Source organism: Robertmurraya phoenicis, from assembly GCF_047302285.1.
GTDB lineage: Bacteria > Bacillota > Bacilli > Bacillales > Cytobacillaceae > Robertmurraya.
The window spans coordinates 4357040-4371948 of the sequence record NZ_CP154845.1 but is presented as its reverse complement, the minus strand read 5'-3'; the positions used below and the strand labels follow the sequence as shown (position 1 = coordinate 4371948).

Below are 14909 nucleotides of genomic sequence, written 5' to 3'. Positions count from 1 at the left end.
GGCATCCTTTTATCTATCACAAACTACATCCCTCGAACTTCCTCATCAAAGATTTCTTTCTGACGTTGAATAATCCCGATCGCTTGATCAGATACGGTGCTTAACTCCTCATATAGCTCCTTTGATTGATTTTGGTCACCATCCTTGACCTCTTGATAAATTTTTTCTACTAATTGTCTTCGTGTATGTCCTATTCCTCTTAATTCTTCGCCTAACTGTTCTAATTGTTTAAAATCCATCAAAGTCCTCCTGTCTATTTGATTATCAATCATTATTTTTACCGAAGTGAAGGAGATTAACCAGAATTGGTAATAAAAATGAAAAATTGGTGAATTTTTCATTCTCCTTATGGTATTATAGTCAAGTGATGGATTGACTTGTATACAAGATTACAGATATGATGGTATTTAAGAGGAGCATGTCGAAAACTGACTGATACGAGCATATTTAAGTCAATTAAAGATATCTAGTATTTTAGAACTACTAACGGGGCTGAAATTGAGATTCATCCTTTGTACTCCGTAATACAATTTACGAACTAGAGAAAGAAGGCGCTTACAAGCATGAAGAGCATTCGAATGAGACTAACATTAAGTTTTTTCGCTGTTATTTTGCTTTGTTCAGGATTGGCTGTTTTTAATTATTTTGCACTTTCCATGATGAATAACAAAACGAAGGAAACGATTTCGAACGATTTGCCAACATTAATCGCAAGTGAAGAGTTATCTTATAATATCGCTCACAGGGTTTCTCTACTAAGAGGTATGATGCTTTATAACGAGGATGGCTATAGAAGGGATTACTCCGATTACTACATACAGAGTCAAGATATTCAAAAAGACCTTCTAGAAAATGATCCATCTGCAGAGATTATTGAATTATTAGAGATGACTGATGAGTGGAACCTAGTAATTCAAGATGAGGTGTTTGCCGCATACGATAAGGGACTGAAAGATGAGGCCGAAAGAATTTTAGCAACAAAGTCACAACCGATTGCTGTAAACCTTATCTCTCGTTATCAAACGCTCGCCAAAAAACAGGAAGAAAGTGCAATGAATAATGGTAGTAGTGTTGTGACATTCGGAGAGAATATTCAGTTCATCGGTATTATTGTCTCTATTGCTATCGTTGTCATTGGTTTGGGGATTGCGGTCTATACATCAGAGGTTATAGCAAGGCCGATCAAACAAATTGTAAAAAGAATGAACAATATTGCAAAAGGAGAGCTTTCTTCAGAACCAATAAAGACGAAATTAAAGGATGAAATTGGTCAACTTATTCTCTCTGTCAATACCATGAATGAAAATGTTAGAAACATGATCATTCAAATTAGAGATGTTTCCGAGGATGTAACCAGTCAAGGTGAAGAGCTTACCCAATATGCAGATGAGGTAAAGATAGGCAGTCAGCAAATTGCCACTTCAATGGAGGAATTGTCTAGGGGTGCGGAAGAACAAGCCAGTTCGTCTACTATCTTAAATGAGAAAATGAATCATTTTGCTCAAGAAATTATGCAAGTAGTTGTTGCAGGGGAAGGGGCAAAAGAACAGGCTGGTGCAATGGTTCATTTAACAAATGAGGGTAGTCAAGCGATGGATGAGTCCATTCAAAAAATGACGGTCATTAATGAGAGTATGAAGAAGTCTAATTCTATGGTAAAGGGATTAGATAGTAAAACAAATGAAATTACTCAATTGGTCAACGTTATTCGTGAAATTGCTGATCAGACAAACCTGTTGGCACTGAATGCAGCGATTGAAGCGGCTCGCGCTGGGGAGCAAGGAAAGGGCTTTGCTGTAGTGGCGGATGAAGTGCGAAAGCTTGCTGAGCAAGTTAGTAACTCTGTTTCAGACATCACATCAATTGTTACGGATATTCAAAATGAATCCAAGCAAGTGGTAGAGTCATTAGATAATGGCTATGAGCTAGTTCAAGAAGGAACTTCTCAAATCTCTAATACCGGAAGTACTTTTGTGAGGATTCAAGAAAGTATTGAAGAAGTGGAAACAAGTATCGAATCAATGGCTTCATCACTTTATAGTATTCTTGATGATTCTCAATCTATTAATAACTCGATAGAAAACATTGCATCTGTTTCTGAAGAAAGTGCAGCTGGCCTCGAACAAATATCGGCGACTTCACAGCAATCAAGTAGTGCAATGGAAGAAGTATCTAATAGTGCAAAATCACTTGAAGAGAATGCAACAAGATTAAATGAACTTGTGCAGCAATTTAAAGTTAAAGACTAATATACATTACGATTGAAAAATCGTAAAAAAAACCTTTCTGTGTGTACAGAAAGGTTTTTTTATATTTATAATGGTTATTTGAAAATAATTATATTTCAGAAATTTAGAGAATCGAAATGTTTTTATGGAAATAGTACTATTAAAAAAGTAAAATCTATTTATACATCATTTTTCTTATATGAAAATAGTAATAATTTCTCACTTTTTACAATGAAATATCAAAACATTTTGTCAATGAAAAGGCATCAAAATTATAGGGGGCAAGTAAATGAAGTGGCATCAAAAAATATATAAATCGAAGAATTCACAGAAGAAAAACTTTCGTTTAAAAAGTATTTCTTTGAAAAAACTGGCGTTCAGTAAACTTAAAGTGCAAGGGCTAAAAAAGAAAATCTTACTCGGTTATGGAGCGGTTTTATTACTGCTAATTATTTTAGGAGCAAGTGTTCTTACTAATGTGACGAGTCTCAATCGCCAAATCGAAACAACGGTACAAGATGATGTTCAGGTCCTCACATATGAATCTGAACTGAGCTACAATATAGCTAATAGAATGGCGCTCTTAAGAGGCTTTCTTCTATTCGGGGATGAGCGTGATAAAGAGCTCTTTGCTGAATATACAGCGAGTAGCATAGAACTTGAAGAAAAACTTTTGCAAATGGATAAATCGAAAGAACTTGATCAACTCCTTTATGCTAGTAAAAACTGGGGAATGCTCATTCAAGAACGAGTTTTCACCGCTTATGATCGAGGAGAGAAAGATCTAGCATTAAAAATTGTAAACGATCAGGTAGGGCCAATTGGGCAACAATTGATGGATTCCTTTGATCAGCGGGTTAACGAAAAAGAAGCAATGGTTGAGCAAAGTGGACAGGAACTAATTAATCGCGGGATTGCTGTGAATAGTATCGTTATTATTCTTTCCATTTCGGCCATTGTTATTGGAATCGCTGTTGCCCTATTCCTTGCCAATTATATTGTGAAGCCTGTTCAACATGTCGTTCAAAGAATGAATCAGATCGCTAAAGGAGATTTCACAGGAGAAGATTTACAAATCAAATCTAAAGATGAAATCGGTCAGTTGAGCAATTCTGTTAATCTCATGTCAGCAAGTTTAAAAGGATTAGTTGAAAATGTACAAAATGTAACAGAGCAGGTAGCTGCTTCATCGGAAGAATTATCAGCGAGCGCAGAATTAACAACAGCTGCTACAGAGCATGTCGTGAACAATATCAATGAGGTGGCAAAAGGAGCTGAGGTTTCAGCAGAAGTAGCAACCAACAGTGCTCTTGCTATGGATGAGGTAAGTGTTGGCGTTCAAAGAATTGCTGAGTCTTCTTCTGAAGTGGCGGCAATGTCACAGCAATCTACCGATATTGCGAAAGATGGAAATGCCAAGATCGAAAGAGCGGTCGTGCAAATGGGACGAATTTCTGGAACAGTGGAATCGACTTCTTCCATCATTAAACAACTTGGCGAACGATCAAAGCAAATTGGCGATATTGTCACAGCGATCACAGAAATTTCGAGTCAAACCAATTTACTCGCCTTGAATGCAGCAATTGAGGCAGCAAGAGCGGGAGAGCATGGAAAAGGCTTCGCAGTTGTAGCAGATGAAGTAAGGAAATTAGCTGAGCAATCACAAAATTCAGCGGCAAAAATCAAAGAACTGATTGAAAAGACACAAGAAGATACAAAGCAGTCAATTCAGTCGATGATGAACGTCGTACATGAGGTTCAAGCTGGAACACTGGATGTGAATGAAGCGGGAGTAGCATTCAAAAAGATTTTAGAAGCTGAAATATTGGTAGCAGAACAAATTCATGAAGTATCTGCGATTTCGGAGCAGATGTCTGCTAATTCTCAAGAAGTGTCAGCATCTGTCCAAGAAGTTCAAGCGATCGCAACACAAAGTTCTGAAGGGGCACAAACGATTGTGACAGCTTCAAGGGAGCAGCTCGCATCAATGGAGGAAATTTCAGAATCAGCGAAGTCGTTAAGTGAAATGTCTGAAGCACTTCATAATGAACTCGCGAAGTTTAAAATATAGTCACATAAAAGATGGTGCCCTGAAATACTTAGGGAACCATCTTTTCCATTATTTTTGGATTTGTACATCCTGAAGCTTAATATACTGACCATCACTAATGGTAATATACATATCAGACTGAACATTTTCGTTTGTGATAGCTAACAACCAAAACCACCATTTTTTATAAAATGGTTTTTTAATTTTGTCTTTTGCCATCCCAAACTCTCCTTTGCTTTTTATATTTAAAAAAGAGAATTAGCTTTATTATGAACTGAATGGTTGAGAACTACCCAGAGAATGAAAAAAAAATATCTGAATAGGATGAATTTTTTTCTTGCGCTTTTTAAAATCATGCTCTATAATCAGTTTTAAATTAATTGAATTTTTCACAAACGAAAGACGATGAAGAGAAAAAGTAGGATTTAGTAATTTTACACAGAGAGCTTCGGTAGCTGAAAAGAAGCAAAAATTCGAATCTGAACAATGGCCTCTGAGTTTCGTGCTGAACGTATCCTTTAGGGATATTAGTAGGTTCCGACGAGATTTGGTACTCGTTATCAATACCACAGTATCTAGGCAAAGGAACAATCATGCCTATGTACTTGTTGAGACTGTCTTGCGTGAGCAAACAGTGAATTAAGGTGGTACCACGTGATCTATAAAACACGTCCTTATCCAGTGGTGGATAAAGACGTGTTTTTTTTATTTTATAAGGAGGAATTATCGTGAAAAACTACTTAGTGTTACAAACGGATTTTGGAATTAGTGATGGTGCTGTAAGTGCGATGTACGGGGTGGCATTATCTGTACATCCTGCGATTCGAATATTTGATCTTACCCATGACATTCCCCAATACAATATTTGGGAAGGTGCTTATCGACTATACCAAACGATATCATATTGGCCAGAAGGAACGGTCTTTGTATCTGTCGTCGATCCAGGGGTAGGTTCTGATAGAAGAAGTGTTGTGGTGAAGACGGCTACCAATCACTATATCGTCACTCCTGATAATGGAACATTGACACAAATCAAGAAAGAAATCGGCATTGTGGAAGCAAGAATCATTGATGAAAACGTGAATCGACTTCCGAAATCAGGAGAATCTTATACCTTTCATGGTCGTGATGTGTATGCTTTTACTGGTGCTAGATTGGCAACAGGAGTCATTACATTTGAACAAGTCGGTCCTGAGGTAGAAGTGGATTCGATTATTGAGTTACCGGTATCAGAATCGAAGCTGATCAAAGGAGGAGTTACAGGTAGTATTGATATCCTTGATGTTCGTTTCGGAAATTTATGGACCAATATCGATCGGGAACTCTTTAAACAATTAGATATTGTCTACGGTGATTCATTTGAAGTCACGATTGAAAACAATACACGCCAAGTCTATAAAAATATTATGACGTATGGTCGTTCTTTTGCAGACAGTCATTTAGGAGAACCACTATTATATGTGAATTCACTCGATAAAATTGGGGTTGCTTTAAATCAAGGTTCATTTGCAAAAGCCTATCATGTTGAAACAGGCGTAAATTGGAAAATTTCAATACGAAAAGTGTCAAATATTAGTTATAATTAGGGAAATTCCGAACGATTTTTAATATTACTAGTATAAATATCTGGTAAAAAAGTAACAAATATTTAGAAAAAAGTTTATAATTAAAAATTATAATATTAATAAAGAAAAAGGGGTTGGACTTATTGAAAAGAAATAATATTTCTATTAAAACGATTGTAGCTATTGGAATTGGGGCAGCGCTATTTCTGATTTTAGCAAAATTCGCTTCGATTCCTTCACCGATTCCCAATACTTCCATTCAAACGTCCTATGCATTTTTAGCATTAATGGCGGTTGTCTTTGGACCGATTGCTGGAGGATTAATTGGCCTTATCGGGCATGCGCTTAATGATGCGATTTCCTACGGTTCCGTATGGTGGAGTTGGGTGATTGTATCCTTATTCGTAGGCGTGGTGATAGGCTTGGCCGCAAAACGAATTGATATAGGATCAGGTGTCTTCAATGTGAAAAAGGTGATTACCTTTAATATCATTCAAGTGATCGCTCAAGGAATTGGTTGGTTCTTGCTTGCACCTTGGCTAGATATTCTCATTTATGCGGAGCCTGCGAACAAAGTTTTCGCTCAAGGTGCCTTTGCTGGACTTTCCAATATCATTACAGTAGGGGTATTAGGAACGATTTTACTTTTTGCTTATTCCAAAACACGCAGCCAGAGCAATAGCTTACATAGAGAACTATAGACAGTTTTTTGGAGAGGACACGATTTAAAAAATGAAAAAGCCAGTCATTGAATTTCGCAACTACAGTTTTAAATACAACAGCCAAATAGAGCCCACCCTGCACCATTTGAACCTGACGATTTATGAAGGGGAAAAAGTGTTGATTGTGGGCCCTTCTGGCTCTGGAAAAAGTACGATTGGTCAGTGTTTGAATGGGCTGGTTCCTTTTTCATACAAAGGTGAAGTGACTGGAAGTCTTACCATTAAAGGACAAGAGGCAAAGGATTTAGATATTTTTACTTTAGCAAAAATGGTCGGTACGGTTTTACAAGACCCAGACGGTCAGTTCATTGGTCTTACGGTCGGGGAAGATATTGCTTTTACATTAGAAAATGATTGTGTTGAGCAAGCGAAAATGGCCCAAATTGTCCGTGATACGGCGAAAATGGTTGATATGGAATCGTATTTGAAAGCATCAGTCCATCATCTTTCAGGTGGGCAAAAGCAAAGAGTCTCATTGGCAGGAGTGATGGTAGATGAAGTCGATATTCTTTTGTTCGATGAACCATTAGCCAATCTAGATCCGACAACAGGGAAATCAGCGATTGAACTAATCGATCAAATTCATAAGCAAATGAATAAAACGATTGTCATTATCGAGCACCGATTAGAATATGTTCTACATAAAGATGTGGACCGTATCATTGTCATTGATGATGGACGAATCGTGGCTGACGATACACCCGATGCATTGTTGGTAAGTCCAATTTTAGAACAATACTATATTCGAGAGCCGTTATATGTGAAAGCTGCTAAGTATGCTGGCTGCACATTGATTGAAGAAATGCGACCGTCTCATATGAATACATTTGAGCTGAAGGATTGTAAGGAAAAGTTGGTTGAGTGGTATGAAGGTGTTGAAAGAGAAAGTCAAGTGGAACAGGCATCACCGATTTTGGATGCCCAGCACCTCTCTTTTTCCTATCAAAGTGATCAAAAAATGATTCATGATCTTTCTTTTACCATTCAAAAAGGAGAAATGGTCAGCATCGTTGGAAAGAATGGGGCAGGGAAATCGACTCTTATTAAGCTTATTTGTGGATTCGAAAAACTTCAATCAGGGAAAGTTTTCTTTAATGGAAAAGATGTGACGGAGGATTCGATCAAAGAGCGTGCTCTTCGAATTGGAATGGTGATGCAAAATCCCAATCATATGATATCGAAAAATATGATTTTTGAGGAGGTTGCTCTAGGGCTGACGATTCGAGGAGTTCCGGAAAATGAGATAAAAGAGCGAGTGGAACAAACGCTTAAAGTTTGCGGATTGTATCCATTTCGAAATTGGCCCATTTCCGCTTTGAGCTTTGGACAAAAGAAAAGAGTAACCATCGCCTCAATTCTTGTATTGGAACCTGAAATTCTCATTCTCGACGAGCCAACGGCAGGGCAAGATCTACGCCATTATACAGAGATTATGGAATTTTTAGTAGAATTAAATCGACAAGGGATGACGATTATGATGGTCACCCATGATATGCACATTATGCTTGAGTATACTCCTCGAGCTATAGTAATTACTGATGGAAAAATTATTGCGGACGAGTCTTCTTCAGCCGTGTTAACAAATCGTGCGCTTATTCAACAAGCGAACTTAAAGGAAACGTCCCTATTTGAGTTAGCGGAGCGGATTGGCATAGATGAGCCAAAGGACTTCGTGGATCGCTTCATTTCTTTTGATAGAGAGGAGCGTAAAAAATGGCAGTAGAAATGCTAGCGTATATTGACAGAAATACACCCGTTCATCGCTTAACTGGTGTCACTAAGCTTCTTTGTTTTATCCTATGGTCTTCCGCTGCCATGCTGACATATGATACACGGATATTAGTGTTCCTATTTTTGATGGGGATGTGGATTTTTATCGTTTCTAAGATTGAGCTAAAGGAAATCTCCTTTGTGCTAATCTTTATTTTAATCTTTTTGATCCTTAACAATATTGCGATCTATGGATTCTCACCTCAAGAAGGAGTCAAGATTTACGGAACGAGCCATGTCTTGTTTGAAATAGCGGGGAGATACAATGTTACATTGGAGCAAATTTTTTATCAGTTTAATATCAGTTTGAAATATTTCACGGTTACCCCGGTGGCGCTCCTCTTTATTGTGACGACTCATCCAAGTGAATTTGCTGCATCGTTAAATAGAATTGGGGTTAGTTACCGAATATCCTATGCTGTTGCTTTAGCTCTGCGGTATATCCCAGATGTACAAAGAGATTTTCGTAACATCGCTCTTTCTCAACAAGCACGTGGATTGGACATGTCGAAAAAGGAAAAGCTACCAAGACGTGTAAAAAACGCTGCTTCGATTATTATCCCACTGATTTTATCAAGTCTCGATAAAATCGAAACGATAAGCAATGCGATGGAGCTTCGCGGCTTCGGGAAAAATAAAAAGCGAACCTGGTATAGTTCCCGCTCATTCAAAACGAGTGACTATGTGGTCCTTTCTTGTTTTGTACTAATTTTGGTCGCAACCCTTATGATCACTTTCCATGATGGAAATCGTTTTTATAATCCTTTTCAATAACAAATACTCTCGAATCCCAGATTTTTTCTGGGATTTTTTATTAAAAAGAGATTTGGAGAATTCGTTAATAACAGCGATTTTCTCTATGAAGAATAAAGTTCAAATAATATTCAAGAGAAAACATATTGCGATCATCATAAATATTTGATAAACTTTTTTTGAAAAGGTTTTCAAAAAAATTTCGAGAAAAGAATAGAAATATCCTTCAATCTAGAAAAATATTAATATATTTTTTTGAAATGCTTTGAAAAGCTTTTCAAAGAGTAAAACAAGATGATAAGGAGTGATTTTCGTCTATTTGCGTAAGATAAAATATTAAATATAAGGAGGACATGTACTATGAAAAAAATCAAGATAATATCATTAGTGGCTATTCTATCTCTTTCTCTATTTTTAACTGCTTGTGGGGGAGATAATGATAAAAAGAATAGTGAAGAAGATGGCAAAATCACGTTGAATTTCTGGGGTGGAGTTCCTGCAGAAAACGGACCTCAAGCTGTAGTTGATAAGTGGAATGCAGAACACTCTGATGTACAAGTTAAATATAATCGCTATGTTAATGATGATGAGGGAAACCTTCGTGTTAATACGGCACTACAGACTGGAGAAGATATTGATATTCTAATGTCACATTCTCCGAACGATTACGAGCAAAGAGTTGATTCAGATTTTCTTTTGGATTTGTCGGATAAAATTGATGACGCATACATTCAAGAAAAAATTGGACCAGCAGCATCAAAGTGGAAATTGAATGATAAGTATTACGCTCTTCCAACTAACATTAATGCCATTTTTATTATGTTAAATGAAGATGCTTTAAAAGAAAAAGGATTAGAGATTCCAGAGACACTTACATGGGATGAATTGAGAGAATACGCTAATACATTGAAAGATGCCGGATTTAAATATTCGTATGCATTGGATGCCAATACGATACACGGTATTATTCAAAATGCTCTTATTGATGATGGATTTGTCAATGAAGATGGGAAATCTAACCTGGATCATGCGAATGTTCGTAAAGGATTACAAATGTTCTATGAAATGATGCATGATGATAAAACGATGCCAGTATTATCAGAGCAAGTGTCAACAAACATGGCTCCTGAGCAAATGTTCCTAAATGGAGAAATTGGCATGTATCAAGCGGGAGCATGGCGTTTAAGATTATCAAATGATTTAAATGAGTATCCAAGGGATTTCAAAATTGCTTTTGTTCCTTATCCGCATTTTGACGGTCAAAGTACGCCGGCTCATCACGTTGAAGATGCGATGTCAATCGTAGCAGAATCATCTCATCCTGATGAGGCATGGGAATTTATTCAATGGTATGCAAAAGAAGGTATGATGGAATTAGCACCTGGAGGTCGTGTGCCAGCTTCTGTTGATGCTCCACAGGAAGAAGCTAGACAGTTAATCATTCAAGGTGCAGAGGATACTTATAATGTGGATAGTTTGAATCGCACATACGAAGTTGAGAATACAGAAATGTTAAGAGAGCCTTCATACCAAGTATTAGATAATATAAACCAAGAAATTGAGAGATACTTTATTGGTGATCAAGATCTAGATACAACAATTAATAATGTGGTTGAATTCCATAACAACTTCTTAGAAAGAAGTAAGTAAAAAGAATATTTATTTGAGTAGGAATGTAACAAGTTGAGGAGGTTGAGGCTAATTAAGCTACCTCCTCTCCCTATTTATACTCAGCTTATTGAGAGAAGTAATAACATAATTTGCAGGTAGGGAGGTATATCTCTTGAATTGGATGAAGAAGCAGAATAGAATCGGATATTTATTTATTTTGCCTAGTGTGGTAGGTGTTTGTACTTTTTTTCTTTTTCCACTTTTATTTTCATTTGGTTTAGCTTTTACAGATTGGACAGGACCTAGTGGAAAAGGGACTGTATTTATAGGTTTAGAAAATTTCCAAAGGTTATGGTCAGACAAGCTATTCTTTCAAGCTCTAGGCAATAACTTTTTATATTTATTACATGTACCAATTGCCGTCTTATTAGGCTTTATTATTGCCGTTATCTTGAATAAAAGTGTCTATATGAAGAATGCATTAAGAGCGACGTTCTTCTTACCATATTTAATTAGCAGTATTGCTATTGGATTTGTTTGGATGTTGTTATTTCACCCATCTGCTGGTCCAATTAACCTATTTTTAATGAGTCTAGGGATTGATAATCCACCGGGATGGTTATCATCTACTAATTCTTCAATGTATGCCATTATCATAATGTCTGCATGGCAAATCATGGGCTTTAACATCATCATTTATTTGGCTGCATTACAAGACGTTCCAAGAGAGCTTGAAGAGGCAGCTGAAATGGATGGAGCAAAACGCTGGCAGGTAATAAGATATGTCACCTTTCCTTACGTAAGCCCGATTACATTCTTTTTGTTTATCATTGGGACGATCAACGCCTTTAAGAACTTTGGACTTATCCAAGCAGTGACTGGTGGAGGTCCGGCAAACAGTACTAACATTCTTCCTCTATACGTGTACCAAACGGCATTCAGGTATTATGAACTAGGTTACGCATCAACGATTGCCATCGTACTGTTTATTGTTATTTTCGTTATAACGATCGTTCAATGGTACGGTCAGAAGAAATGGGTGCATTATTAAATAAAGGAGGTAACTCAACATGGCATCAGAAACCTTGTCAGACATCAATACGTCACCATCTGCCAAAAAAACGAAAAAAATAAACACAGCTAAGCTTATCACAACGATTGTTATGGTTATCATCGGGATCATTATGATAATCCCGTTTTTCTGGATGATTAGCACTTCATTTAAAACACAGTCAGAAGTTTTTACAAGTCCAATTCGGTGGATTCCGTCCGAGTTAAATTGGGATGCTCATAAAAAGGTGTGGTTAGGTGAATTAAGCTTCCTCACCTATTACTGGAATTCCTTGAAAATTGCTATTATAGGTACGGTCGGTGCGATAACAATTGGTGCTTTCGCAGCATATGGATTTGCGAGGATTCCTTTTAAAGGGCGAGATGCATTTTTTGTCTTGTACCTATTAACCATGATGGTACCACCTCAAGTATTATTTGTACCAAAGTTCATTATGTTTGACTGGGCTGGAATCTACAATACGCATTGGGCACTTATACTACCGACCTTCTTCACTATTATTGGTGTGTTTTATATGAGGCAGTTCTTCATGACACTTCCGAATGAACTATCAGAGGCAGCCTTTATAGACGGAGCAGGACATTTTCGGATTTTCTTTCAAATCTTCCTTCCGCTTGCTAAACCAACAATTGCTACCTTTGCTATTCTAGATTTCACTTGGAGCTGGAACAACTATGAGGATGCCTTGGTGTTCCTAGTAAGTGAGGCTCTCTATACGGTGCCTCTTGGGTTAAATAATTTTGTATTAGAATTTTCGATTGATTATCCAGGTATGATGGCGGCAGCTACAGCATCCGTTATCCCGATTATTATCGTATTTTTAATTGGACAAAAATATATTATTGAAGGTTTAGTCAGTTCTTCAGTAAAAGGCTAGTAATGGAGGTTATTTAGATGAGACAAATGAAAGCAGACGTTATTATCGTTGGTGGGGGTACTGGGGGAGTTGCAGCAGCTCTTGCCTCAGCAAAGATGGGAAAACGTGTCATCATGACAGAAGAAACAAAATGGATTGGTGGTCAGTTGACAGGTCAAGCGGTCCCGCCGGATGAGCATCCATGGATCGAACAATTTGGATGTACAGCAAGCTATCGTCAATTTAGAGATGGTGTACGTGAGTACTATCGTAATCATTACCCTTTAACACCACAAGCAAGGAAAATCAGAAACTTGAATCCTGGGAACGGTTGGGTTAGTAAACTTTGTCATGAGCCTAAGGTTGCGCTAGCTGTATTAAATGAAATGTTGGCACCATTTGTTTCAAGTGGACGAGTGACGATTTTGCTAAAACACATAATTGAAGAAGCGGAAGTGGATGGAGATCAAGTAAAGTCTATAACGGTTCAAAACCTGGAAACAGGTAATCATATTAGGCTGATAGCTCCATACTTCCTTGATGCAACAGAGTGTGGAGATGTGTTACCACTTGCGAATGTGGAGTATGTAACTGGAGCTGAGTCAAAAGCGGAAACAGGGGAACCAAGTGCTTTAGACGAGGCAGATCCATTAGATATGCAAGCGATAAGTGTGTGCTTCGCTCTAGATTATTTAGAGGGAGAAGACCACACGATTGAGCGGCCGCGTGATTACGATTTCTGGAAGGAATATCAACCAGATTTTTGGCCAGACAAGCTCTTGAGCTGGACGCATCCATTCCCTGAGGATCTTCATGCATGGACAAGAGATTTGTTCCCACAAGAAGGGAAAAGAGTGATTGAGTCGTTATGGCTTTTCAGACGAATTATCGATAAAAATAATTTTCAAGAAGGCGCCTATGATAGTGATATTATTATGGTTAATTGGCCGCAAATTGATTACTGGTTAGGACCTGTTATTGAAGTAAGTGAAGAAGAGAAGCTGAAACATATTGATCAAGCGAAACAGCTTTCTTTATCTTTCTTATATTGGATGCAAACGGAAGCTCCACGTCCAGATGGTGGAAAAGGGTATCCAGGCTTGCGCTTAAGAAAAGATATTGTCGGCACAGAAGATGGTATGGCAGAGCCGTATATTCGTGAATCGAGAAGAATTAAAGCTGAATTTACAGTTGTAGAGCAACATGTAAGTCCAGAGTTCCAACCTGGTGTGAAAGGTGCACAATTTGAGGATTCTGTAGGTATTGGTAGTTATCGAATCGATTTACATCCAAGTACAGGCGATAGAAATTATATTGATGTTGCAAGTCTTCCGTTCCAAATCCCGTTAGGAAGTATCATTCCTCAACGTGTGAAAAACGTTTTAGCGGCTGGGAAAAATTTAGGAACTACACATATTACTTCAGGATGTTATCGACTTCATCCAGTTGAGTGGAACGTCGGTGAAGCTGCTGGATATTTAGCTTCATATTGCTTGGAAAAGAATCTTCGTCCAACAGAAGTACGAAACAACCCAAACGAGCTAAAGCAGTTCCAACAGCTGTTGGTGGGGCAGGGAATCGAATTGGATTGGCCACAATTAAAAGTAAGATAAGAAGAGGTGCTGGACATGGGGGAAAGTGGTAAGATGAAGGGCTTAAATCGGATTTTTATTTGGTTTTCGAATTTGGCCTATCTAAATTTACTTTGGGTGGTGTTTACCCTATTTGGTTTCATTATTTTGGGGGTTGCACCATCTACCTCTGCACTTTTTGCGGTGATCAGGAAGCTGCTACAAAATGAGGGGAAAGTGTCCATTACCAAAACCTATTATGAATACTTTCGAAGAGATTTTTGGAAAATAAACCGAGTTTTCTATGTTTTATTATTGGTTGGATTCATCATATTCGTAGACATCTATTTCCTGTATGGTTTAAAAAATACTTTGGCAACATTGTTTTTATATCTACTAATGGTTCTTTCCATTATTTATTTCGTAACATGCCTGTTTATTTTCCCTGTATTCGTACACTATGACTTGAAAATGTTAGAGAATATCAAGCAAGCTTTTTTAATGGGCATGACGAAACCTCTTTATATACTAGGGATTGTCGTTAGTTTGGTTGTTTCGTATGTTGTCTTAATTTATTTGAAGACTCTATTTATCTTTTTTGGTATTAGTCTAGGAGCGTTTATTATCATGAGTGCTTGCTATCATATGTTTATTCAGATGAAGCTGAATACTGGAAAATAAATTGGTATCTTTTAAAGAAATTGACGAAAT

General features: G+C 37.5%; 13 protein-coding genes and 1 other annotated feature. Of the genes, 11 read left to right on the top strand and 2 right to left on the bottom strand.

Features of this window, described 5'->3' with window-relative positions:
* Positions 1-23: 23 nt before the first annotated feature.
* Entirely contained in the window at positions 24-239 is a 216-nt protein-coding gene (locus AA0X71_RS21805) for a hypothetical protein (protein ID WP_413357360.1), read from the bottom strand.
* 324 nt (positions 240-563) lie between these two features.
* On the opposite strand from AA0X71_RS21805, the gene AA0X71_RS21800 reads away from it, so the two are divergent.
* The gene (locus tag AA0X71_RS21800; protein WP_413357359.1) at positions 564-2249 is read left to right on the top strand and encodes a methyl-accepting chemotaxis protein; all 1686 of its coding nucleotides are present in this window, start codon (positions 564-566) and stop codon (positions 2247-2249) included.
* Between the two features lie 268 nt (positions 2250-2517).
* Positions 2518-4299, top strand: coding sequence for a methyl-accepting chemotaxis protein (locus tag AA0X71_RS21795; protein ID WP_413357357.1), 1782 nt, complete (start codon positions 2518-2520; stop codon positions 4297-4299).
* A gap of 48 nt (positions 4300-4347) precedes the next feature.
* Here the strand turns inward: AA0X71_RS21795 and AA0X71_RS21790 are convergent, their stop codons facing one another.
* Positions 4348-4497: a hypothetical protein gene (locus AA0X71_RS21790; RefSeq protein ID WP_413357356.1), complete on the bottom strand. Its 150-nt coding sequence runs from the start codon at positions 4495-4497 to the stop codon at positions 4348-4350.
* Between the two features lie 177 nt (positions 4498-4674).
* Positions 4675-4957 (top strand) — a binding site (T-box leader).
* Positions 4958-5006: 49 nt separating this feature from the next.
* On the opposite strand from AA0X71_RS21790, the gene AA0X71_RS21785 reads away from it, so the two are divergent.
* The 9 genes from AA0X71_RS21785 to AA0X71_RS21745 all read left to right on the top strand — a co-directional run bounded on the left by AA0X71_RS21785 (position 5007) and on the right by AA0X71_RS21745 (position 14879).
* Positions 5007-5864 (top strand): S-adenosyl-l-methionine hydroxide adenosyltransferase family protein, encoded by an 858-nt coding sequence (locus AA0X71_RS21785; protein WP_413357355.1) that lies wholly within the window; start codon positions 5007-5009, stop codon positions 5862-5864.
* A 122-nt stretch (positions 5865-5986) separates the two neighbouring features.
* Entirely contained in the window at positions 5987-6544 is a 558-nt protein-coding gene (locus AA0X71_RS21780; RefSeq protein WP_413357354.1) for an ECF-type riboflavin transporter substrate-binding protein, read from the top strand.
* Positions 6545-6575: 31 nt separating this feature from the next.
* Positions 6576-8288, top strand: coding sequence for an ABC transporter ATP-binding protein (locus AA0X71_RS21775; RefSeq protein WP_413357353.1), 1713 nt, complete (start codon positions 6576-6578; stop codon positions 8286-8288).
* Positions 8279-9109 carry an energy-coupling factor transporter transmembrane component T family protein gene (locus AA0X71_RS21770; RefSeq protein WP_413357352.1) on the top strand — a complete coding sequence of 277 codons (831 nt, stop codon included), beginning with the start codon at positions 8279-8281 and terminating at the stop codon, positions 9107-9109. The genes AA0X71_RS21775 and AA0X71_RS21770 overlap by 10 nt, the downstream gene beginning before the upstream one ends.
* A gap of 339 nt (positions 9110-9448) precedes the next feature.
* Complete coding sequence (locus AA0X71_RS21765; protein ID WP_413357351.1) at positions 9449-10738, top strand: ABC transporter substrate-binding protein; 1290 nt, start codon at positions 9449-9451, stop codon at positions 10736-10738.
* A gap of 142 nt (positions 10739-10880) precedes the next feature.
* Entirely contained in the window at positions 10881-11750 is an 870-nt protein-coding gene (locus AA0X71_RS21760) for a carbohydrate ABC transporter permease (RefSeq protein ID WP_413362718.1), read from the top strand.
* 19 nt (positions 11751-11769) lie between these two features.
* The gene (locus tag AA0X71_RS21755) at positions 11770-12648 is read left to right on the top strand and encodes a carbohydrate ABC transporter permease (RefSeq protein WP_413357350.1); all 879 of its coding nucleotides are present in this window, start codon (positions 11770-11772) and stop codon (positions 12646-12648) included.
* A 17-nt stretch (positions 12649-12665) separates the two neighbouring features.
* Entirely contained in the window at positions 12666-14240 is a 1575-nt protein-coding gene (locus AA0X71_RS21750) for an FAD-dependent oxidoreductase (protein WP_413357349.1), read from the top strand.
* Between the two features lie 15 nt (positions 14241-14255).
* On the top strand, positions 14256-14879 hold the full coding sequence (locus tag AA0X71_RS21745; protein ID WP_413357348.1) for a YesL family protein: 624 nt from the start codon (positions 14256-14258) through the stop codon (positions 14877-14879).
* Positions 14880-14909 lie beyond the last annotated feature (30 nt).

Bases quoted from the DNA above. Each gene is read 5' to 3' on its own strand.
- AA0X71_RS21760 (WP_413362718.1), top strand. From the start codon at position 10,881: ATGAAGAAGCAGAATAGAATCGGATATTTATTTATTTTGCCTAGTGTG.
- AA0X71_RS21770 (WP_413357352.1), top strand. From the start codon at position 8,279: ATGGCAGTAGAAATGCTAGCGTATATTGACAGAAATACACCCGTTCAT.
- AA0X71_RS21805 (WP_413357360.1), bottom strand. From the start codon at position 239: ATGGATTTTAAACAATTAGAACAGTTAGGCGAAGAATTAAGAGGAATA.
- AA0X71_RS21750 (WP_413357349.1), top strand. From the start codon at position 12,666: ATGAGACAAATGAAAGCAGACGTTATTATCGTTGGTGGGGGTACTGGG.
- AA0X71_RS21795 (WP_413357357.1), top strand. From the start codon at position 2,518: ATGAAGTGGCATCAAAAAATATATAAATCGAAGAATTCACAGAAGAAA.
- AA0X71_RS21790 (WP_413357356.1), bottom strand. From the start codon at position 4,497: ATGGCAAAAGACAAAATTAAAAAACCATTTTATAAAAAATGGTGGTTT.
- AA0X71_RS21775 (WP_413357353.1), top strand. From the start codon at position 6,576: ATGAAAAAGCCAGTCATTGAATTTCGCAACTACAGTTTTAAATACAAC.
- AA0X71_RS21745 (WP_413357348.1), top strand. From the start codon at position 14,256: ATGGGGGAAAGTGGTAAGATGAAGGGCTTAAATCGGATTTTTATTTGG.
- AA0X71_RS21765 (WP_413357351.1), top strand. From the start codon at position 9,449: ATGAAAAAAATCAAGATAATATCATTAGTGGCTATTCTATCTCTTTCT.
- AA0X71_RS21800 (WP_413357359.1), top strand. From the start codon at position 564: ATGAAGAGCATTCGAATGAGACTAACATTAAGTTTTTTCGCTGTTATT.
- AA0X71_RS21755 (WP_413357350.1), top strand. From the start codon at position 11,770: ATGGCATCAGAAACCTTGTCAGACATCAATACGTCACCATCTGCCAAA.